Source organism: Bradyrhizobium sp. SZCCHNS1050 (genome assembly GCF_032484785.1).
GTDB lineage: Bacteria > Pseudomonadota > Alphaproteobacteria > Rhizobiales > Xanthobacteraceae > Bradyrhizobium.
This window is the reverse complement of sequence record NZ_JAUETR010000001.1, coordinates 758,810-779,357: the sequence shown is the minus strand read 5'-3', so window position 1 is coordinate 779,357 and position 20,548 is coordinate 758,810. Positions and strand designations below refer to the sequence as shown.

The window sequence follows — 20,548 nt, the reverse complement described above, 5'->3', positions numbered from 1 at the left end:
GCGGGCTGAGGCGAGAAGCCGAGGTGCACCTGCACTCTCTCGTCATTCCGGGGCGCGCGCAGCGCGAGCCCGGAATCCATAACCCCGATCGCCTGCGAGGGAGCAAGGTCCGTGCAACAGCGCGCCGTTGTCACCAACGACCGCCTGTGGCGATGGATTCCGGGCTCGCGCTACGCGCGCCCCGGAATGACGGCGGAGAGAGCGGTTGACCTGCGTTGGCTTCGAGCGTGAAACCTGAGCCTCACGCCGCGCCGGCTTGGCGCATCTCGTCGTCCACCTGCAGGAACCGCTGCGTGAAATCCGCCGCCGGCATCGGCTTGCCGAAGTGATAGCCTTGGCCCTGCTCGCAGCCGAGCCGGAGCAGAAACTCGGCCGTCGCCGCGTTCTCGATGCCCTCGGCGATCACGGACAGCCCGAGCTGCTTGCTCAGGCTGACCGTCGAGCCGACGATGGCCGCGTCGTCGGCCTGGGTCAGCACGTCGCGCACGAAGGAGCGGTCGATCTTCAGGCCGTCGAGCGGGAATTTCTTCAGGTAGCTCAGGCTCGCATAGCCGGTGCCGAAATCGTCGAACACCAGGCTGACGCCGAGCGCCTGCAGCCGGTTGAACGTCTGCAGCACGCCGGGTTCGTCGTGCAGCAGGATGTCCTCGGTGACTTCGAGCTCGAGCAGGCGCGGCGACAGGCCGGTCGACGTGAGCAGCTTGCTGACGAAGGCCGCGAGGTCGCCGGACTGGAACTGGGACGGCGAGAGGTTGACGCCGACGCGGATGTCGTGGCCGGCGAGCTGCCACTCCCGCGCCTGCCGGCAGGCGGTCGCCATGACCCAGGTCGCGACCGCCTCGGACAGATGCGAGGTGTTGACGACCGGAATGAAATCACCGGGAGGCACGAGGCCGCGCGTCGGGTGGCGCCAGCGGATCAGCGCCTCGGCGCCGATCACGCGGCCGCTCAACAGCTCCACTTGCGGCTGGTAGAACAGCTCGAATTCGTTCCGCTCGACGGCGAGCGCAAGCTCGGCCTCCAGCGTCAATCTCTGCTCGAGCTCGTGGCGGATGGCGCTCTCGAACAGCACGTGGCTGCCCCGCCGGTCCATCTTGGCGCGACAGAGGGCAAGGTGGGCATTGCTGAGCAGCTCGTCTGCCGAGTGCCCGCCCTCGGGATGCACCGCGATGCCGAGGGTGACCTTGACGCGCTGCTGGCGCGTGCCCGCGTCCAGCGGCGCCTCGAACAAATGCGACAGATGATCGGCGAGCTCGGCCACGGTGCCGCCGACGGCCGAGCAGGGAATGGCGACGGCGAACTCGTCGCCGCTGAGCCGGGCGACACGGCCCATGCCGCCGATCTCGGTGCGGAGCCGGTCGGCCGCCGCGCGCAAGACACTGTCGCCGTAGGCGTGGCCAAGCGTGTCGTTGATGCGCTGGAAGGCATCGAGCCCGATCACCAGCAGCGCGACCTGGTCGGCCGCGGCATCCGCGGTCTCGATCATGGCGGCGAGCTCGCTCTGCAGCGTGTTGCGGTTGACCAGGCCGGTCAGCGTGTCGTGCTCGGCGAGGTAACGAATGCGCTCCGCCTTGCGCTTGCGCACCGAGACGTCGCGCAGGATCACGCCATATTGCAGGCCGTCGGCGCCCTGCCAGGCGGAGAAGCTCGCCTCGACCGGAAACACCTCGCCGTCCTTGCGGCGGCCGTCGAACTCGATCGTGGCTCCGCCGGGCAGCAACGTCGCCGGCAGCGCCGCCTCCTGCTGCGGAAACAGGTCATGCGTATCGCTGCCGTCGGCGCGCAGGCGCGCGAAGGGCTGGCCGATGATCTCGTCGGCGCCATAGCCGAAGATCGCGACCGCGCCCGGATTCCACACCGTGATGCGCCGGTCGCGGTCGGTACAGACCAGCCCGTCGCCGATCGACATCGCGATTCGCTCGAAACGGCTCTCGGCGACGTGCCGCAGCAGGCCGCGGAAGTCGATCTCGTCGAGGGCCGTGGCCGCGAGATAGGCGACCAGCGCGATCTGCAGCAGCGAGGTGTCGAGCACCAGGGCGTAGCGGTCGTGCAGGAGCAGCGCCACGGCCTCGATCAGGACGCTGATCATGGCGATCAGCAGTGCGCGCCGCGCCGCCGAGAGGTGCCGCCAGCTCGCCAGCATGATGATGACGATCAGCAGCAGGCCGCCTACGGCGGCCGTCGTCGACGTCGACAGCAGGGTGCGGTGCTGAATGATGGACTCGGCCGCCAGCGCCTGCAGCATGACGCCGGGCAGAACGCGGCCGTTCGGCACGCTGTAGTAGTCACCGAGCTCGATGGCGGTCGCGCCGACGATCACCCGCTTGTCCTTGAGCCTGGACAGCGCCGCCGCGTCGCCGCGGACGACATCGACATACGACACCCGCGGCAGCGACGACAGATCGATGCCGTAGTCGACCAGGAAAGAGCTGTCCTTGACAGCATCGCTGCCGGCGAGGAACGCACCCATGGATTGCAGGAAGGTTTTCGCGCCGGCGGTCTCGCTATATTCGCCGAAAGCGTAGCTTCTGACGCGGCCATCGCGCGCCACTTCGATGTTCACGAAGGCCGACCATGCGAGCTGCTCGAACTGCGGCAGCGGCCGGTTGAGGTGAATGGCGGTGTCCTTCCCCGCCGCATCGAGCTGCCTGAAGGTCGGCAGCACGACCGAGCTCTTGGCATTCTGGAGCGCGGTCAGGAAGGCCTGATCGCCGGCCGCGTCGGACGGCGTGCTGAAATCCACGTCGAAGGCGACGTCGCGGACGCCGGCCCGCTGCAACTGCTCCAGCAGGCGCGCATGCTGGGTCCGCGGCCACGGCCAGACGCCGATGGCTTCGATCGAGCGCGGGTCGATCGCGACCACCGCGATCTCGCCGCTGGCGGGGCGATTGTCGAGGCGTAAGCGCAGGTCGACGAGGGCGTTGCTCAACAACTCGTGGCCGCCCGACAGGCCGACCGTCAGCAGCGCAACGACCACCAGAATATGCGGCATGAACCGCCTGAGCATGCCCTCTCCCGAATGTCTGCGTGCCACGTCGACGCCCGCGTTCGTGATCCCAACTTCATCCCGCTCCGACCGCAGAGCCATGGAACCCTGCAAGCCCGCGCTCCCCCATGACGACGCATGACGCAGGCGTTACGCTCGATCGGGACTCCCTAATTCTTGCTGTGGCCGTAAGCGTGGGCGTTGCCGTTGCCATGATTGCCATTGTCATGGTCGCCGCTGTTGCCGTTACCGTTGCCGCTATTTCCGTTACCGCTGTTACCGTTGCCGCTGTTGCCCTGGCCGTTGTTGCCGTTGCCATTGCCGCCATTGTTGCTGCCGCGGCTGCCACCGTTGGCGTTGCCGTTGCCGGCGTCGCCATTTCCGGCGGCATTGGCGCTGGCGGATCCGCTTGGCGAACCGACCGCCGCGGTGACGGCGGCTGCTATCGAGGAATCTCCCGACGTGCCGCTTGCGGTGGCCGAGTTGCCCGTCGCATTGCCGCTGTTGCCGCGCGCATCATTCCAGGCGGTGCTTCGCCCTCCACCGGCGGCCGGCGTGTGGGCGCCGTGGGCGAGGCCGCGTGTCGCCTTCTGGATGTTCAGGTTGACCTCGCCGATCGATGACGAGATCCGCACCACGCCGGGCTTCGCGCTGCCGAAGGCGGCCGCAGAATGCTGCTGAGCGGCGACCGTTGTACCGGGGCGCGCGGCCGAGCCGTCGGCGTTCAGCGCGTGGATCACGCTGCCCTTGGCCTCGCGCGGCGCCTGCAGGCCGTCGCGCGGCACCGGAACACGATCGATCGTGGAGGCGCGCGGGCGGCCCTGCTCGATCGGGCTGAAGGTGCCGGCGCCGGACAGGCTCAGGCCGGCGCGGCCGGTCGCAAAGGCGGTGGCGGCCTGACCGGGCATCACCTGGGCGATCTGGCCGGTCTTGAAATCCGACACCTGCACCTGGCCGCGGCTGACCTCGACCTTGGTGCTGCGGCCTGAGATCGTGACGCTGAACTGCGTGCCCTTGACCACGGCGGCGAGATAGGGCGTCTCGACCTCGAAATGCTGGACGTTGCGTTTCTCGACGTCGAGCAGGATCGAGCCGGCGCGCTGCAGGATGGTCGTCGCCATGCCGTCCGTGGGCGCGGCGGGCAGGCCGACCTCGGAGTTCGGCGCGATCACGATCGTCTCCGCGCCGCGGGTCAGGCGGACGCGGCCGGTCGGCCCGGTGCGGATCGTATCGCCTGGCTTGAGCGGGTCCTCGCGACCGAGCGAGACCTGCGCTGCGCCCTGGGTGGTGACCCAGACCTCACCGGACGATTTGCTCACCAGCCACGGCTCACCGTCGGCCGCGAATGCGGCCGGCATTGCACCGAAAAGGCACGCGGCGATCAGTCCCGGTATCAGGAAGCTCTTGGATGACATGGCACGAACTCGCATCGTTGGCGGCTTTTGAAACTAATCGAAATGTTTCAAGAGACCCTTAGGAGTTGCAGCCGTGTTTTCCTCACGCATTTACGCTTCGTTGACCTTAACAAACTAAAAACGAGGCATGCGCGCTGGTTGTGTCGACGGAACTGGGAGGACTGCGGGTTGGCGCGACTTCGCGGCCGTACCGCACGGCTCGCGACGGCTGCACGGAACCGCGATCGCCGCCGGCATTTCCCTGTCGGCGTTGCTGTTTGCAGCAACGGCCCATGCGCAGCAGGTCGGCCAGCCGAGCTTCGATCCGCGGCAGACCGAGCGATATTTCGACGAGCAGCAGTCGCGGTCGACGCAGCCGCCGCCGCGGCCGCGTGCGCCGCAATTCGCGCCCCAGGGCGGCGGCGATCGCAAGCCCTTGTTCACCATGCGCGGCGTCACGCTGACGGGGGCGTCCGCGCTGCCCGCCGAGCAGCTCGCCGCGAGCTATCAGCCCTATCTCGGCAAGCCGGTGTCGCAGGCCGACCTCGCGGCGATCACGACCGCGATCAGCGATCAGTACCGCGCCGCCGGCTACCATCTCAGCCGTGCGATCATACCGCCGCAGGACATCCATGATGGCCGGGTGCGCATCCAGATCATCGAAGGCAGCATCACCGAGGTGACCTTGAAGGGCGCCGGCGCGGAAGAGTTCGGCATCAGGCCGATGCTCGGCCCGGTGCTGGCCGAGCAGCCGTCCCGGCTCGCGACACTGGAGCGGCAGTTGCTGCTGATCAACGGCCGCGGCGGCGTCCGTCTGGTCGATTCCGCGCTGGAGGAGATCGGCGGCACCACCGGTCGGTTCCGCCTGGTGATCGAGCTGCAGACCTGGCACGTCTACGGCTTCGCTGGCGTCGACAATCTCGGCTCGTCGACCGTCGGTCCCTGGCAGAACTACGCCACGGCCGCCTTCAATTCCTATCTGCTGCCGGGCGACACGCTCACCGCCAACCTGTCGACGACGCCGGGAGATCCGCGCCAGCTCGCGTTCGGCCGGCTGTCCTATGAGGTGCCGGTCGGCACCGACGGCGCCTATGTCGGCGCCTCCGCGCTTTACAGCGAGGTCCGGCCGGGCGACCGGAGACGGCTGTTCAACGACAACACGGTGACCGAGACGCTCGAGCTGCGCGGCGGTATCGCGCCGATCCAGTCGCAGCGCGCCTCGCTGAAACTGAATCTCGCGGCCGCCTTCAGCGACGTGACCGAGCGCGACCTGTTCGGCATCTGGTATCGCGATCGCATCCGGACGCTGACCTTCACCGCCGACTACCGCTTGAAGGATGATGTCGGCGGCGACAGCTACCTGACGCTGGCCTACCGGCAGGGCCTGAACGCGTTCGGGGCGACGCCGCTCGACGATCCCCTCGCCTCGCGCGCGGGCGCCTCGCCGAGCTTCTCGGTCTTCAACGGCTGGTTCGCGCGCTATCAGACCTTGTCCGAGGCGTGGTCGCTGAAGCTCGCCGCCGCCGGCCAGCTCGCCTCGGGTCCGCTGTACAATTCGCAGCAGTTCTATCTCGGCGGCCTCGCCTATGGCCGCGGCTATGGCAGCGCCGAGATCAGCGGCGACAATGGCGTCGCCGGCACGTTCGAGGTCCGCTTCGAGCAGAAACCGAACTGGCAGTATCTCACAAGCTATCAACTCTACAGCTTCTTCGATGCCGGGCTCGCCTGGAACGACGGCTTCCGGCCGTCCGACGGCGTGGCGCTGACCTCGGCGGGAGCCGGGGTTCGCTTCACCTTCCCGAACGACTGGCGCGCCGATCTCGGCGTCGCCGCGCCGCTCAGCTACCGCGCGCCGGGCAACACGACGCGCAGCGCGCGGCTGCTGCTGACGCTGTCGAGCGTGCTGAAGCTGTGCCCGCAGCGCGGGCAGGGGCCGTGCATCTGAGGCCCTCGGCGGCGGTCAGACCGGCTTGCCTTGGCCGTGGAACAGCCGGCCCTTCTCGGTGATCAGCACGATGACGAGCGCGCTCGACGTGCAGGCCAGGAAGCCCGCGGCGAACGGCAATGCCGTGCCGTCGAACGCCTGGCCGACGACGGCGCCGGCGGCCATGCCGAGCAGGGTCGTGATCGAGCCGTAGAGCGAAGATGCGGTGCCGGCATTGGCGCGCTGCGGCTCCATCGCCAGCGCGGTGAAGTTCGCGAACATCAGGCCGAACGAGAACATCATGCCGGCCGACAGCAGCATGAACAGCCACAGCGGCAGCGTGCCGAGGATCGCCGCGCTGAAGCAGGCCAGCGCGATGACGACGCTGCCGACCAGCGCGCCGTGCGAGATCATGCGCATGCCGAGCCGGCCGACGAGGCGGGCGTTGAGGAAGCCGGCCACCGCGATGGTCACCGCGATCGCCGCGAAGGCGAGCGGGAAGTAGTGGCCGAGATGATAGACGCCGGTGAACAGTTGCTGCGAGGACAGGACATAGCCGAGCACGGCGCCGAAGATGCCGCTCGCCGCGAGCGCATAGCCCAGCGTCTGGCGATTGGTGAGGGTGTTGCGGAAGGCCCCGACGATCTCTTTGACCGAGAACGGCTTGCGCTCGCTCTCCGGCAGCGTCTCGGGCAGCCGTGCGGCGGTCCACAGCAGCGTGACGATGCCGTACAAGGTCAGCACGACGAAGATGCCGCGCCACTGCGTCAGCAGCATCACCGCCTGGCCGAACGACGGCGCGATCACGGGAATGGCGATGAACACCATCATCGCCAGCGAGACGACGCTCGCCATGCGGCGGCCGGCATAGCAGTCGCGCACGATCGAGGTCGCGATCACCCGCGTCGCCGCGGTGCCGAGACCTTCCAGCGCGCGCGCCAGCAGCAGCATCTCGAAGGACGGCGCGGCGATCGCGAACAGGCTGGCGACCGCATACAGCACCATGCCGCCGATCAGCACCGGGCGCCGGCCGAAGCTGTCGGACAGCGGGCCGATCACGAACTGGCCGAGACCGAAGCCGATGACGAACGCCGTCAGCACCGTCTGCAGCCGGTTGGCGACGTCGATATGGAACGAGGCGCCGATGTTCGGCAGCGCCGGCAGCATCATGTCCATCGCCAGCGGATTGAGCGCCATGATCGCCGCGACCACGATGACGAATTCGGTGAAGCCCATCGGCCGGTGACGGACGATCTCGATGGTGTCGGCACTGGTATCAGCCAAGGCGCGGGCCTTCCATGGTGTTGAGAATGCGGGAGAGATCACCGATAAGTATCGGGTTTGCTGCGCCGCACAAGGCGTGTTTCGGAATGGCTGGTCACCGGCGCCGGCGCTTTCGCGATTGTGACCGGTTGTGACCCGCTGAAAATTGCGCCAGCGGCGACGCGATGGTAACGGCCGTGTGATCGACGTCCGGATCCAGGCCAGCATGAAGACCTACAAGATCGTCGTCTATGTCCCTGAAGCGGCGGGCGACGCCGTGCGCCGCGCGATGGGCGAGGCCGGCGCCGGCCGCATCGGCAATTACGACCACTGTTCGTTTACCGCGAAGGGCGTGGGCCGGTTTCGTCCGCTGGCAGGCGCCAACCCGGCCGTCGGCGCGGTCGGCCAGTTCGAGACGATCGAGGAGGAGCGCATCGAGACCGTCTGCGCCGAGGACCGGCTGAAAGCCGTGCTACAGGCGATCCGCGCTGCGCATCCCTATGAGGAGCCGGCGATCGATGTCTACCCGATCGAGGTGGTTGCGTTGCGATCCGCCGACAGTGCTTGATCTCATTGAGGAGCCGTTCGACTTTGTTGCGTCCCTGGTCATTTCAGCGTCGATTTCGCACTCGCTCCATTTGAGGTTCTCGGGCGCCCTTTGTGAGCTCAAGCAGGAGAGCCAGCTATCTTAGTTTGGCTTGTCAATCTGCCGCCTGATCTCGCCGATGAACGCCGCCAGATTCCGGTCGTCCGGCGTCATGATTGCGAGCCTTTCGGCGTAGCCCAGCGCCGCCCTTGCATCGCCTGCCCCGCGGCTGAGCGAAACCAGAGCGGACAGCACGTCCCTATCATTGGGATGGCTTTCCAGAGCTTCCTTTAGGACCGTCATTGCCTCGTCGGCTCGCCCGCCGGAATGCAGCGCCACCGCGTAGACATAGATATAGCGTGCGCGACCCGGTTCGAGTTCGGTTGCTCTGCGCAACTCGGCGAGCGCCTCGTCGTGCCGCTTCAGCCGGGTCAAGGTCAGGCCGAGTGCGTGATGCGCGGCCGCGTCGGTAGGTGATGCCGCAATTGCTCCGCGCAGAACGGTTTCTCCGTCGCCGTCGCGGCCAATTTGGCGATAGAGGTCGGCCAGATTGATGGCCGCCGCCGCATAGTGCGGGCTGAGCCTGAGGGCTGCCTTGTACTCGGTCTCTGCGTCCCCGGTCTGTCCGCGCAAGGCCAGGAAGTTTGCCAGTGCAGTGCGGGCCTCGGGCCGTTCGGCATTGGCGCGCTGCGCCGTGATGAATTCGTGTGCCGCCTGATCGAAGCGTGCGCGATCGGGCAGCGGCTGGCTTGCGGTCGGAACGGAAGCGAGCAGGGAGGCGACCCTGATCCGCACGCCACGCACGGGATCGGTGAGCAGCGGCGAAACCAGCGGCCAGATCTGGCCGGCGGGCACGTTTTCCAGCATGTCCAGCGCGCCGATCCGCACCATGGGATCGGGATCGGCCAGGCCTGCCCGTGCGGTCGCAATGTTCGCCGGAGCGATGCGCGAGGCGAGTTCGCCGAGCGCGCTCGCACGCGCCACGGCCGGCGCGTTCCTGTCCGCGGCCAGAAGGCCAAGCAGCGCGGCGGCGTCGGCCTGGTCGCTGCGTGCTGCGCGGAACGCGGGCCCATAGGTCTGGAAGCCCTTTCGGTCGGACCCGAACCATTGCTCGATCGCGGCGGCGGCCCATTGCGCCGGCTTGTCGCTGTGGCAGTCGTTGCAGGCGTTCGGGGTTCCCAACGTGACCGAAAGATCGGGTCGCGGAACGCGGAAGGTGTGATCGTGACGCAGGTCGATCTGCATATAAGTGCGCGCCGGCATGTGGCACGACATGCAGGTCGGCGCCGGATCGGCGTCCGCGTGATGGCGATGCTTCGCATCGGCGTATTTTTCGGACGCATGGCATTGCAGGCAAACGCCTTCGCCGGAGACTCGGAGCTTTGCGCCGTGCGGCTCGTGACAATCGCTGCAGGTCACGCCGGCGGCAAACATCTTGCTCTGCTTGAACGGCGCATAGTTATAGGGCTCCTCCACATCGCGGATCTGGCCATCGGCATGATAAGTGGTCCGCGCCAGCGCCTCGACAATATGGGTCTGGGACAGCGATTGACCGGGTGTCCAGTCCTCGCTGAAGCCGGCACGGCGCGCGTGGCATAGCCCGCAGGTCTCGATCTCCTTTCGCAACGCGGCCGGCGCGGCTGAACGCGTCGCATTTCCGCTCCGCGGATCGATCGGCCAGGTGACGCCGCGCCGTTCGTCGAAACGGACAAGCAATCCCCTGCTCGGATCCTCGTGCTTGCCGAATGGCCACCAGCGTTGCTTGTCACGCGCCCAAGCGGCGTGGGCGGAGCCCTGACCGTGACAGGTCTCGCAACCGACGCTGATTTCCGCCCATGTCGTCGCGAAGCGATCCGTCGCGGTGTCGTAATGCTTGCGCACGCCGGTCGAGTGGCATTCCGCGCACATGAAGTTCCAGTTCTGGTTCAGCTTGGTCCAGTGCAGGACGTCGTCGTGCTTGATCTCTTCTTCGGGATGGAGATGGAACCAGCGCTGGCCGCCTTTGTCCTTGGGCCGGCCGTCCCATGCGATCGGCAGCGCCTGGATGCGCCCATCTGGAAACTCGACGAGATATTGTTGCAGCGGATCGACACCGAACGTGTACTTCACCTCAAACACGGCAAGCTTGCCGTCGGGCCCGTCGGTTTCGACCATGAATTTTCCGCCATCGCGGAAGAGGCGGGAATGCACACCGAAGTAGTCGAAGCTCTTGTTGAAATCGCCGAGCACCGTCTTGTCGGTCGCGTGCGCCATCGCGGCCTTGTGCTGCGAAATATCCCATAATTTGGCTTCTGCCTGATGACAGCCGGCGCAGCTTTCGCTGCCCACATAGGTGGCGACGAATGAGGCCTGCGCCGTGGAGGCCGGTTCGTCGGCCTTGAGGAGATGAAGAACCATGCCGACCACCAGCACGAGCGCGATCGTGACCGCTACTGCTATCCAGATCGCGCGCCTGGAGAAGGCCGTTTCGCCGGAAGCAAGCCGATCCGCCGGCGCAGCCGGTGATGGGGCCGCGGCGGATCCCTTCCGCGGTCCCTTCGTGCCGGCTTTTGGCGGCCTGCGTGTCAACGCTTGTACCTCACGCCCCAAATTGGTCAGCTTGCGATCGAGCTGCTCCGTCGGTCATTTCCGCACATGCAGGAATGTCTGCCAAGGTTGCTTGACCTGCATCAAGGTGTGCCTCCCGGAGGGGCCGATAATGAGCTTTCCGATGGGAGGATGCCAAGATGAAATTATCAGTTGCCCTGACAGGGCTGTTGCTGGTGACGGGGTTCGTAGCCGCGAGCACCGAAAGGGCAAGTGCCGTGGTGTATTGTCAGTATGTCGAGTATCCCGTCGGCTGCGTCGTCAGGCCCGGCGTCGTGCTGCGGCCCCGCCCGGTGGCGCGCGCCGTGGTGGCCCCAGGCGTGCGCGTGCGGGGAACGCCGATGAATCGAGGCGGGCCGGTTAATCGCGTCGGCAGACGCTAGAATTATAGAATTATCGCTCTCCGCGAGCCGGTTGGGCCGGCCGAACGTCATTGCCCGCGCCGATGATCGCGGTTTGCGGGCAGGATCGTTCCGGCAGCGAGAAGCCGTGTCAATTGTGTCATTTGTCAATTGTCTCATCCAAAGGCAGTGATCATGAAGCGAATGAAGTTGGCTGCGTCGGTGCTGTCGTTGACGACGCTACTCGTGCTTCCAGCATTGGCCCAACAGTCGGCGCCGCCGAGTGCTGTGTTGCCGACCGAGCGATCGGTTCTGCCGATTCCTGAACCGAACCCTCCACACAGCACCGTATTCGATGCGCGCGATGCGCCGCCGCCGCCGCGGTTTGAAGTCAAGGCGCCGGCCGGTGCACCCAATGTACTGATCGTGCTCATTGACGACATGGGCTTCGGCCAGTCGAGCGCATTTGGCGGCCCGATCAGGATGCCGACGGTCGACCGCCTCGCCAACGAGGGTCTCCGCTACAACGAGTTTCACACCACGGCGCTTTGTTCGCCGACCCGCGCGGCGCTGCTCAGCGGCCGCAACCATCACATGAACAATTTCGGTTCGATCGCGGAAACCGCGACGTCCTTCCCGGGACAGACCGGTCAGCGTCCCAACAATGTCGCGTCCGTCGCGGAGATGCTGCGGTTGAACGGCTACAGCACGGCGCATTTCGGCAAAAATCACGAGACCGCGGCATGGGAGGTCAGTCCCTCTGGCCCGACCGACCGCTGGCCTACGCGCCAGGGCTTCGACAAGTTCTATGGCTTCATGGGCGGCGAAACCAATCAATGGGCGCCGCTGATCTACGATGGCATGACCCAGGTTGAGCCGTCGAAGGACCCGAACTATCATTTCATGACCGACATGACCGACAAGGCGATCGACTGGATGCGGTCGGAGAAATCGCTGACGCCGGACAAGCCGTTCTTCATGTATTTTGCACCCGGCGCCACCCATGCCCCGCATCAGGTGCCCAAAGAATGGATCGCCAAGTACAAGGGCAAGTTCGATCAGGGCTGGGACAAGCTGCGCGAGGAGACGTTGGCGCGGCAGATCAAGCTCGGCGTGGTGCCACCCGATACCAAGCTCGCCCCGAAGCCGGACGCCATCCAGGACTGGGACAAGCTGAGCGCTGACGAGAAGAAGTTGTTCGTGCGCCAGATGGAAGTATTCGCCGGATTTGGCGAATACACCGACACCGAGATCGGCCGCCTGATCGACGCCATCAAGACAACGGGCCAACTCGACAATACGTTGATCTTCTACATCGTCGGCGACAACGGCGCGAGTGCCGAAGGCGGCGCGAACGGCCTGTACAACGAGATGACCTATTTCAATGGAGTGCAGGAAACCGTCCAGGACGTCTTGAAGCACTATGACGAACTCGGCGGTCCCAACACCTACGGCCATTACGCGGCCGGCTGGGCGGTCGCTGGCGACACTCCGTTTACCTGGACCAAGCAAGTGGCCTCGAGCTATGGCGGCACCCGCAACGGCATGGTCGTCCATTGGCCGAAGGGGATCGCGGCGAAAGGTGAGCTTCGTCCGCAGTGGCATCACGTCATCGACATCGTGCCGACCATTCTCGAAGCAGCGAAACTGCCTGAGCCCAAGAGCGTAAATGGAACGGTCCAGACTCCCATTGAAGGGGTAAGCATGGCCTACAGCTTTGCCGACGCCAAGGCGCCGAGCAGGCATGTGACGCAGTATTTCGAAATCTTCGGCAACCGCGCGATCTACAGCGACGGCTGGCTTGCCGGCACGGTGCACCGGGCGGCCTGGGAAACCAAGCCGCGGCGGCCGCTCCAGCAGGATATCTGGGAGCTTTACGATGCGCGATCGGACTTCAGCCTGAGCAACGATCTGGCTGCCAAAAATCCGGACAAGCTGAAGGAGATGCAGGAGCTGTTCCTGAAGGAAGCAGTGAAATACAACGTGCTGCCGCTCGACGACCGCACCCTGGAGCGCACCAACGCGGCGCTGGTCGGACGTCCCGACCTGATGGCGGGCCGCACCAGCCTGACGGTCTACGAAGGCATGATCGGGATGACGGAGAATGTCTTCATCAACCTGAAGAACCAATCGCACGCCATTACCGCCGATCTGGACATCCCGAAGGGCGGAGGCAATGGCGTCATCATCGCTCAGGCCGGACGGTTCGGTGGCTGGACCTTCTACCTGAAGGACGGAAAGCCGACCTACACGTATAATTTTCTCGGTCTGCAGCGATACACCGTAACCGCCAAGCAGGCTCTTCCGGCAGGCAAAGCCGCACTGCGCTTTGAGTTCGCTTATGACGGTGGCGGCCTGGGCAAGGGTGGCGTGGGTACGATCCTCGTGAACGGAAAGACCGTCGCGACCGGCCGGATCGAACGAACCCAATGCTGCTTCTACTCCGCGGACGAAGGCGCAGACGTCGGTGCCGATGAAGGCACACCTGTTACCGAGGCCTACAAGGTGCCGTTCAAGTTCACAGGGAAGATCGGCAAGGTGACGATCGATCTAGTGGGTATGAAGAAGGCCGACAATGAAGAAGCCGTCCAGGCCCGCAAGGCAGCGGCTTTGAAGAAAGGACTGTCCGATTGATGCGCTCTTCGTGCTCGCCAGGTCAGTGGTCGGTCCCTTGAGAAGGAGCGTGCAGTGCAAGTAGCCAATCTGGCGACGATCCTTCTGGCTTCAAGCTGAGGGGGGCGTCGGGCAAAATGCAAGCACCGTGGAGCCGAGGTTCTCGGGTGGAAGTTCCGGATCAAGACGCTTGAGAAAGATCTGACCGAGGGTACCCAGAAGTGGCATCGCTACGATCATGTCGGACGAGTTTTTCAACGTCTACGACAAGACCGGACGGGGGATGAGCGACTACAAGCCGTAGTCGTCGACGACAACTCAGGCATGCCGCCTGAAATGGGAGCGTGGGGGGACTACGATTGCAGCGCGATAGATCGGGACGCAGGTCCGGCTTCCTGCGATTGTGGCTGAGCGGCGTTTTCGCGTCCGCCGCGGTGGCTTCTTTTTCGCCTCTGGTCGCCCATGCCGATGAGAGCGGCATCTCGTTCTGGCTGCCGGGATTGTACGGCAGCCTCGCCGCAACGCCTGCCACGCCGGGCTGGTCGGTGGCTGCCATCTACTACCATACGAGCGTGGGTGCCTCAGGCGCGGCCGCGGCGTCGCGCGAGTTCCAGGTCGGACGATTTTCTCCAACCGTCAACATCGATCTCAATCTGGCTTTGCGCGGCCAGGCCGATCTGATGTTCATCGCGCCGACCTACACGTTTGCGACGCCGGTACTCGGCGGCCAGTTGTCGGCGACGCTGGCCAGCGTCTACGGCAGAAATTCCGCGAGCATCGCTGGTACGTTGACGACGGTTGCCGGTCCGATCGTCAGCACGCGCACCGGATTCCTCGAAGACGCACTCGTCTCTTACGGAGATCTCTATCCGACCGTGAAGCTGAAGTGGAATAACGGCGTCCACAACACCATGGTCTACGGCGCCGGCGATATTCCCGTCGGCGACTACAGTCGGAACCGGCTGGCCAACATCGGCATCGGTCACGGCGCCATCGACTTTGGCGGCGGCTACACTTATTTGAACCCGGTGACCGGCACGGAATTTTCGGCCGTCGGGGGCTTGACCTACAATTTCAAGAATCCCGATACCCGGTACCAGAGCGGCATCGATTTCCATCTCGACTGGGGCGTGTCGCAGTTCCTGTCGAAGCAGGTCTTCGTCGGTTTCGTTGGCTACGCCTATCAGCAGATTACCGACGACGTCGGTCAGCCCGCCGCTCTCGGCGGCTTCCGCTCGCGCGTCCTCGGCGTTGGCCCGCAGATCGGATATATTTTCCAGATCGGCAGCAATCAGGCGTTCCTGGGGCTGAAGGGATATGGCGAGTTCGACGCCGCCAACCGGCCGTCGGGCTGGAACACGTGGCTGACGTTCTCGATCTCGGAGGCCGCGCCCGCCAGCACGATTGCGCCGACTTGGCACAAAGTGTCGAAATAGAATAGAGAAGTATCGACCGCCCGCATTGGACTGAATTCCGGCATTGTCATATCGGGTGGTTCCGCGGCGGTCCAGCACGTCCGTCGCTTCGGATCAAAGCGGGATCGAGCGACCGTTACCTACTCCGGATTGATGAGCACGTGTCCTAGCATGCGGGAGCTTCGTTTCACGTTGCGCGGCTTTCGCGCGGTTTTGGTTGCAGCGCTGCTGGCGCTGTCGGCCCATGCGGCATTTGCCGGCGACTCCGCACCGGCCGATCAGATCTCGGCGTTTCGGCTCGCGCATGGCGAAGGCCGCGTGACGCGCGACGCGACGCTCGACCGCATCGCGATGGAGCAAGCGCGCGCGATGGCCGACAAGGACGATCTCAGCCACGAGGTGCTCGGTCCCTTCACCCGCCGTGTGGCTCCGTCGAAGGCCGGCCGCGCGGCCGAGAACATCGCCTATGGCTACGACAATTTCGACAAGACGCTGGGGCAGTGGATCAACTCGGCGGGGCACCGCAAGAACCTGCTGCTTCCCAAGGCGACCAAGGTCGGCATCGCCAGCGCAAAGAACGCCAGCGGCAAGCGCACCTATTGGGCGATGGTGATCGCGGGCGACTACGAGACCGACAGGCCGAAGGGCGCTCCGAAGAGCAAGGCCAAGGCCGTCGTCGCGCAGGCCGCGACCCGATCCGCGAAAGGCGACGCCAAGCCGGCGACGCGCTGGGGCGCCAAGCCGCCGGCGTCCGCCTCCAAGGACTGCCACCTCAGCATCAAGGTGATCGGTCTCTGCATCTGAGTGCAGGGATCGGTGGGCCTCGGCTGGACGCCACGCCTGCCGCGCGATCACGGCGTTGTGCGAACAGCGCACGTTGTCGGGGTGAGCTTTATCAGATATACAATCAATGGTTGTCTTTTTGGGCAGCCACTATTGTGAAGATTTTTCATCTCATTTTGTAAGGAGACAATCATGGCAGTCATTGAGCAGACCTCGGCCACCAGCACCAATCCGCAGACCGTCTCGGCGTCCTACCAATGGTCGCTCACGTCCTACGAGGAGCAGGGCAATCTGTGGCTCAAGTGGAGCACGAACTCGCCGTTCCGCGCGCAGCAGGGGCAGATCTCCGTCTACAGCGGCAGCAGCTTCCCCTCCGATCCTCAGAAGGACCGCAAGGCCTGGTCGTGGGACAACGAGCACGGCGGCGGCTCGGGATGGGACACGGGCTTGCGCTACGGCTCCGACTGGCACTGCGCCTGGATCGCCGAGAAGAGCCCGAACGGGCCCTACGCCTACGTGGTCAAGCTCATCACCAAGGTCGCCTGAGCTGACGCGCACAACCGTTAAAGGTGGGAGTCGCGAGCCCACGTGAGTGGCCGCGCTGAGACCTGTGCCTCAGCGCGGCTGCTTCTTCAGGTGCAGATAGCTGGGATCGAACTCGCCGATCGCGCATAGCCGCGTCCAGTCGTGCACCGTCAGCAGGCCGCTGCGGAAATCGACAGCGCGGCTGGCGCGGAGCTCGACCAGCGTGCGGTTGACCGTCGCGATCGCGATGCCCAGTGCCTCGCCGAGCTGCACCAGGCTGACCGGCAACCGCAACTGATCGTGCCGGACATGGCCGAGCGCGCGGGCGCGATAGAACAGCTCGCAGAACATGTGCGCCATGCGCGCCGGCTTGCTCCGCGCGCTGTTGTTGGTGATGGCCTCGCGGAAGATCGACGCATCGATCAGCGTCTCGCGCCAGATCGCAAAGCCGAGCGTCGGCCGCCGGCTGATCGCGCGGGTCAGCTCCTTGTGCGCAACGCTCGCCACCACCGCCGGCCCGATCGCGCAGACGGCGTGATCCATGCAGTCGAGGAAGATCGACTGGGCGTCGGGCCAGTCACCGGGCATGTGAAAGGAGAGATACTGCCGCTGCCCGCCGGACAGCAGGTGATAGCGCGCCACCCATCCGGAGATCACGACGACGGAACGGTCCGGCTCGTCGCCCTGGCGGATGAGGTCCTCCTGATCGGCGAGCTCGCGCAAAGCGGAGCTGAAATTCCGGATCTCGGCGATGTCCTCGCCGGACAGTTTCGAATGCTCCCTGAGCTTGTTGGTGACGATCCGGTCCGCATCCATGAAAATCCTACCGTCCGGGCGGTGTTGCGTATCAAATGAGACGACGGAGCCGGCGTTACCGACTAAGGTCGCCGTCAGCAGATGCGGTCGAAGGTTGCCGGTCGCCGCATCGGGAGAACAGCTGTGCCCCACATCGCGTTCCTCAACCGGCTCCGCCGATTGTTCGGTGGCGCGGGGCCGCATATCGAGACCATCGCAGCCGCCCTTGCCGACGGCCGCATCAAGCAGCCGGCTCATCCGATGTCGGATCAGGAGCTGTCGCGCGCCATCCGCGAGTTCCAGAGCCGGCCGGCGTCGGAGGAGGCCTTGAAGAAGCTCGCTGAGCGGCTGGAGGCCGCCAAGCCCGACGGCCCCTCGTGACGGCCCTCATGACGATTTGGCGGGATCCGGCTCCAGCAGGAACAGCATCAGCCGCACCAGTTCGTCCTCGAGCTCGCGTGTGCCGACGAGGCGATGTTCGCGCATGACGGCAGCCCGGATCGGGCCCAGCGCAGCGCGGACCAGGATGAAGCGGCGCGCGGCCGGCATCGCTTCGCTCCGCAATCCCACCGTCGCGATCAGCCGTTCGGTCATGCGGTCCACCATCTCGTGCAGCGCCTTCTGCAGCTCCGCGTCGTTGCCCAACAGACCGATAAGATAGCGCCGCACACGGTGACGGCCGGCGAACGGGGCGAAGCCCTGGCGCACCGCCGCGCGCACGATCGCCTCGCGTCCAAGCCCGCGATGCGCCTCCAGCGCCTCCCCGAACTCGGCCTCCTGTCGAGCGAACTCGCGCAGCACCAGCGCACGCAACAGTGAGGTCTTGTCCCTGAAATAGCTATAGAGCGTGCCGATCGAGAAGCCCGCGCGCTCGGCGATGGCGTTCGTGCTCAGGCCCTTGCCGCCGCCGCTCTGCAGAAGTTGAGCGGTTGCCTCGAAGATCACGTCGAGGGTCTGCCGCGTGCGCTTCTGCACCGGGGTTTTTCGAAGCATTTCAGGAGCTTGCTGCACGGTCTGGACCTCGGCTGGCGGACGGGCGAAATCGAGTAGGCGTTGCTGCCGGCTCGGGTTAGATCAGAGCCCGCATGCGGGCGGCCGGACACTGAGTGGATGTGCTCCGGACCGAGCCTGCTTGCGCCGGGCTGAACCTCATTTGAACGAAGGACTGATTGCCATGCTGCGCGTCGCATTCCCGTTTGTCACATTCATCGCCGTCTCCCAATGTCTTCTGTCGCAGGCCGCGCTGGCCGGCAACCGCGCCGCCGCCGACAGCTGTGCCGCCAAGCTGTCGCCCGTGGCGAAGCAGATCTACGACGTCGCAGCTCCTGCCATCGGCCCGGACAGCGTCGTCAAGGATGTGATCGTGGAGCGTGTCAGGCCGCTGGTGATGGCCGGCAAGTTCGATCGCGACACCGCCCGCGCCAACGCCACGCCGGCCGGCGAATGCCTGGTGCTGCTCAAGTAGGTCGCGCCGCGCCCCGAAAGGTTTGGAGGCTGCGACAGGACATCACGCCGCAGCCTCCCGGCGCGGCGGTGTCCGGAGCAACCCGGCTTGGCAAGTTCAGCCGACTCGCGCATCACTCGCTGATGCTGGACCTTCTCTCCCGTCACTGGGTGGCCGGTGCCGTGTTCATGGCCGCAGCGCTGCTGGCGCTGGTACCGCTGCTGGCGGCCGACTGGCCGCTCGCGCTGCTGCTGATCTTCCTGCATTCGCCGGGCTACATGATCCACCAGGTCGAGGAGCACACCGGCGACCGCTTCCGCAGCTTCGTCAACAACGTGATGTTCGGCGGCCGCGAGGCGCTGACCACGATCGACGTGCTCTGGGTCAATTGCGGCGCGGTCTGGGGCATCGACCTGATTGCGCTCTACGTCGCCTGGATCGCCGGCCCGGCCTGGGCGCTGGTCGCGCCCTATCTGATGCTCGTCAACTCGCTCGGCCATATCGGTCCGGCGCTGCGCTTCCGTGGCTACAATCCCGGCCTCGTCACCGGCATCGTGCTGTTCATTCCGCTCGGCCTCGTGACGGTCCTCACCATCCCGGCGACGGCTGCCCAGCATGCCCTCGGCTTCGGCCTGTCGCTGCTGCTGCACGTCATCATCGCGGCCAACGCCATCCGGCGCGCGTCGCACGTCCGCGCCGCGGCCTGAGCGCGCGGCCTCATTCGCCGGGAACGAGCTGGACAGCGCGTGCCGGCTGCGGCGGCCGCCGCAAGCGCCGCCGCGACAGATAGAGCAGCGTGCCCGTGACGGCGAACAGCGGCATCAACGCGGCGGCGAGCATGAAGGCGAGCTGGCCGGGCCAGCCGAGAATGCTGCCGCGGTGGATATCCAGGATGCGGGCGAGCACGCGCTCGCCGGCGGTCTTGTCCGCGTAACGCTCGGCCGCGAGCAGCCGGCCCGTCGCGCCGTCGATACGGAATTCGTCGCGCCGGCCGTCATGCGCCTCGCTCGGCCAGGCGCGCACGCGCACCGCCGCGCCGGCGCCCGCCGGCAAGGTGAGCTGCATCACCGCGAAGCGATCCCCGATCTGCTCACGCAACGTGGCCCAGACCAGATCGAGCGCGACAGGCTTTGCTTCCGCAGACCCGGAGCGACCCTCGCGCGGAGTCTTGCCCGGCATCGGCGCTCCTGATGTCGCCGGCGCGAGCAGCCAGGTCAGGCCGTCCTTGTACCAGGCGTAGGAATAGGACAGCCCGGTCAGCGCGATCACCAGATACACCGACAGCACCCATGTGCCGATCACGCTGTGCAGCGAGCGATGCAGGCCGCGTCCGCTCAGTCCGAGCTGCGGCTTCAGCCAGAGTGCTGCGCTGCTCGCCCGGCGCGGCCAGCGCAGCACGACGCCCGTGATCAGCAGCACGACGAGTCCGAGCACTGCGGCGCCGGTGATCTGGCGGCCGGCGCCGTTGCCGTCGCCCGGCAGCAGCAGCCAGCGATGCAGCCTCCGCACGGTGGCGAAGAACGCCTCGCCGCGGGGCTCACCGAGCACGCGGCCGTCATAGGGATCGACCAGCAGCGAGAGGGGCCGGCCGCCATCCTCATTGCGCGCGAAGCGGACGCGCACGGCCGCCAGGGGATCGCGCGACAGCGTGATCGCCGAGACCTTGCCGAGTGCCGGATCAGCCTGCAGCCGCGCCACCAGCTCGGCGGGCGAAAGCGGCGCTTCCGTACGCGGCGCGACGTGGGACATTTTGGCGTTGAGACCGGCCTGGATCTCGTCCTCGAAACCCATGATCGCGCCGGTGATGCCTAAGAGGGAGAGGATCAGCGCGGCCGCAAGACCCAGGACAGAGTGGATCTGCAGCAGCGCCGGTTTGATGCGGAAGGACGTCAC

At 65.9% G+C, this 20,548-nt stretch carries 18 protein-coding genes; 10 read left to right on the top strand and 8 right to left on the bottom strand.

The window, feature by feature from the left end; translation table 11 throughout:
• Positions 1–241 precede the first annotated feature (241 nt).
• Together QX094_RS03715 and QX094_RS03710 are read right to left on the bottom strand one after the other, a co-directional pair.
• Positions 242–3,007, bottom strand: a complete 2,766-nt coding sequence (locus QX094_RS03715; RefSeq protein WP_316165998.1) for an EAL domain-containing protein — start codon at positions 3,005–3,007, stop codon at positions 242–244.
• Between the two features lie 149 nt (positions 3,008–3,156).
• Complete coding sequence (locus QX094_RS03710) at positions 3,157–4,401, bottom strand: FecR family protein (RefSeq protein WP_316187644.1); 1,245 nt, start codon at positions 4,399–4,401, stop codon at positions 3,157–3,159.
• A gap of 127 nt (positions 4,402–4,528) precedes the next feature.
• Between QX094_RS03710 and QX094_RS03705 the strand changes: the two genes are divergently transcribed.
• A complete protein-coding gene (locus QX094_RS03705; protein WP_316187643.1) occupies positions 4,529–6,325 on the top strand; it encodes a ShlB/FhaC/HecB family hemolysin secretion/activation protein in 1,797 nt (598 codons plus the stop codon).
• 15 nt (positions 6,326–6,340) lie between these two features.
• On the opposite strand, the gene QX094_RS03700 is transcribed toward QX094_RS03705, so the two are convergent.
• Positions 6,341–7,588, bottom strand: a complete 1,248-nt coding sequence (locus tag QX094_RS03700; RefSeq protein WP_316174216.1) for a multidrug effflux MFS transporter — start codon at positions 7,586–7,588, stop codon at positions 6,341–6,343.
• A gap of 205 nt (positions 7,589–7,793) precedes the next feature.
• Between QX094_RS03700 and QX094_RS03695 the strand changes: the two genes are divergently transcribed.
• Complete coding sequence (locus tag QX094_RS03695) at positions 7,794–8,135, top strand: hypothetical protein (RefSeq protein ID WP_316187035.1); 342 nt, start codon at positions 7,794–7,796, stop codon at positions 8,133–8,135.
• Positions 8,136–8,255: 120 nt separating this feature from the next.
• On the opposite strand, the gene QX094_RS03690 is transcribed toward QX094_RS03695, so the two are convergent.
• Positions 8,256–10,565 carry a tetratricopeptide repeat protein gene (locus tag QX094_RS03690; protein WP_410052912.1) on the bottom strand — a complete coding sequence of 770 codons (2,310 nt, stop codon included), beginning with the start codon at positions 10,563–10,565 and terminating at the stop codon, positions 8,256–8,258.
• Between the two features lie 314 nt (positions 10,566–10,879).
• Between QX094_RS03690 and QX094_RS03685 the strand changes: the two genes are divergently transcribed.
• Complete coding sequence (locus QX094_RS03685; protein ID WP_315713314.1) at positions 10,880–11,122, top strand: hypothetical protein; 243 nt, start codon at positions 10,880–10,882, stop codon at positions 11,120–11,122.
• 134 nt (positions 11,123–11,256) lie between these two features.
• On the opposite strand, the gene QX094_RS03680 is transcribed toward QX094_RS03685, so the two are convergent.
• Positions 11,257–11,514, bottom strand: coding sequence for a hypothetical protein (locus QX094_RS03680; protein ID WP_315752759.1), 258 nt, complete (start codon positions 11,512–11,514; stop codon positions 11,257–11,259).
• On the opposite strand from QX094_RS03680, the gene QX094_RS03675 reads away from it, so the two are divergent.
• From QX094_RS03675 to QX094_RS03660, 4 genes are all read left to right on the top strand, one after another.
• Positions 11,507–13,714: an arylsulfatase gene (locus QX094_RS03675; protein ID WP_316187642.1), complete on the top strand. Its 2,208-nt coding sequence runs from the start codon at positions 11,507–11,509 to the stop codon at positions 13,712–13,714. The genes QX094_RS03680 and QX094_RS03675 overlap by 8 nt on opposite strands.
• 413 nt (positions 13,715–14,127) lie before the next feature.
• Entirely contained in the window at positions 14,128–15,129 is a 1,002-nt protein-coding gene (locus QX094_RS03670; protein WP_316187641.1) for a transporter, read from the top strand.
• Between the two features lie 150 nt (positions 15,130–15,279).
• A complete protein-coding gene (locus tag QX094_RS03665; RefSeq protein WP_315825222.1) occupies positions 15,280–15,912 on the top strand; it encodes a CAP domain-containing protein in 633 nt (210 codons plus the stop codon).
• Positions 15,913–16,083: 171 nt separating this feature from the next.
• A complete protein-coding gene (locus QX094_RS03660; protein WP_315713304.1) occupies positions 16,084–16,437 on the top strand; it encodes a hypothetical protein in 354 nt (117 codons plus the stop codon).
• Between the two features lie 69 nt (positions 16,438–16,506).
• On the opposite strand, the gene QX094_RS03655 is transcribed toward QX094_RS03660, so the two are convergent.
• Positions 16,507–17,232: a Crp/Fnr family transcriptional regulator gene (locus QX094_RS03655; protein ID WP_315825221.1), complete on the bottom strand. Its 726-nt coding sequence runs from the start codon at positions 17,230–17,232 to the stop codon at positions 16,507–16,509.
• A 123-nt stretch (positions 17,233–17,355) separates the two neighbouring features.
• On the opposite strand from QX094_RS03655, the gene QX094_RS03650 reads away from it, so the two are divergent.
• Entirely contained in the window at positions 17,356–17,592 is a 237-nt protein-coding gene (locus QX094_RS03650) for a hypothetical protein (protein WP_315825220.1), read from the top strand.
• Between the two features lie 6 nt (positions 17,593–17,598).
• Here QX094_RS03650 and QX094_RS03645 read toward each other — a convergent pair whose 3' ends face one another.
• Complete coding sequence (locus QX094_RS03645) at positions 17,599–18,204, bottom strand: TetR/AcrR family transcriptional regulator (protein ID WP_316183938.1); 606 nt, start codon at positions 18,202–18,204, stop codon at positions 17,599–17,601.
• A gap of 181 nt (positions 18,205–18,385) precedes the next feature.
• Between QX094_RS03645 and QX094_RS03640 the strand changes: the two genes are divergently transcribed.
• Together QX094_RS03640 and QX094_RS03635 are read left to right on the top strand one after the other, a co-directional pair.
• On the top strand, positions 18,386–18,676 hold the full coding sequence (locus QX094_RS03640) for a hypothetical protein (RefSeq protein WP_316169776.1): 291 nt from the start codon (positions 18,386–18,388) through the stop codon (positions 18,674–18,676).
• A 122-nt stretch (positions 18,677–18,798) separates the two neighbouring features.
• Positions 18,799–19,362 (top strand): HXXEE domain-containing protein, encoded by a 564-nt coding sequence (locus QX094_RS03635; protein ID WP_315713647.1) that lies wholly within the window; start codon positions 18,799–18,801, stop codon positions 19,360–19,362.
• 10 nt (positions 19,363–19,372) lie between these two features.
• Here the strand turns inward: QX094_RS03635 and QX094_RS03630 are convergent, their stop codons facing one another.
• Complete coding sequence (locus QX094_RS03630) at positions 19,373–20,548, bottom strand: PepSY-associated TM helix domain-containing protein (protein WP_316183935.1); 1,176 nt, start codon at positions 20,546–20,548, stop codon at positions 19,373–19,375.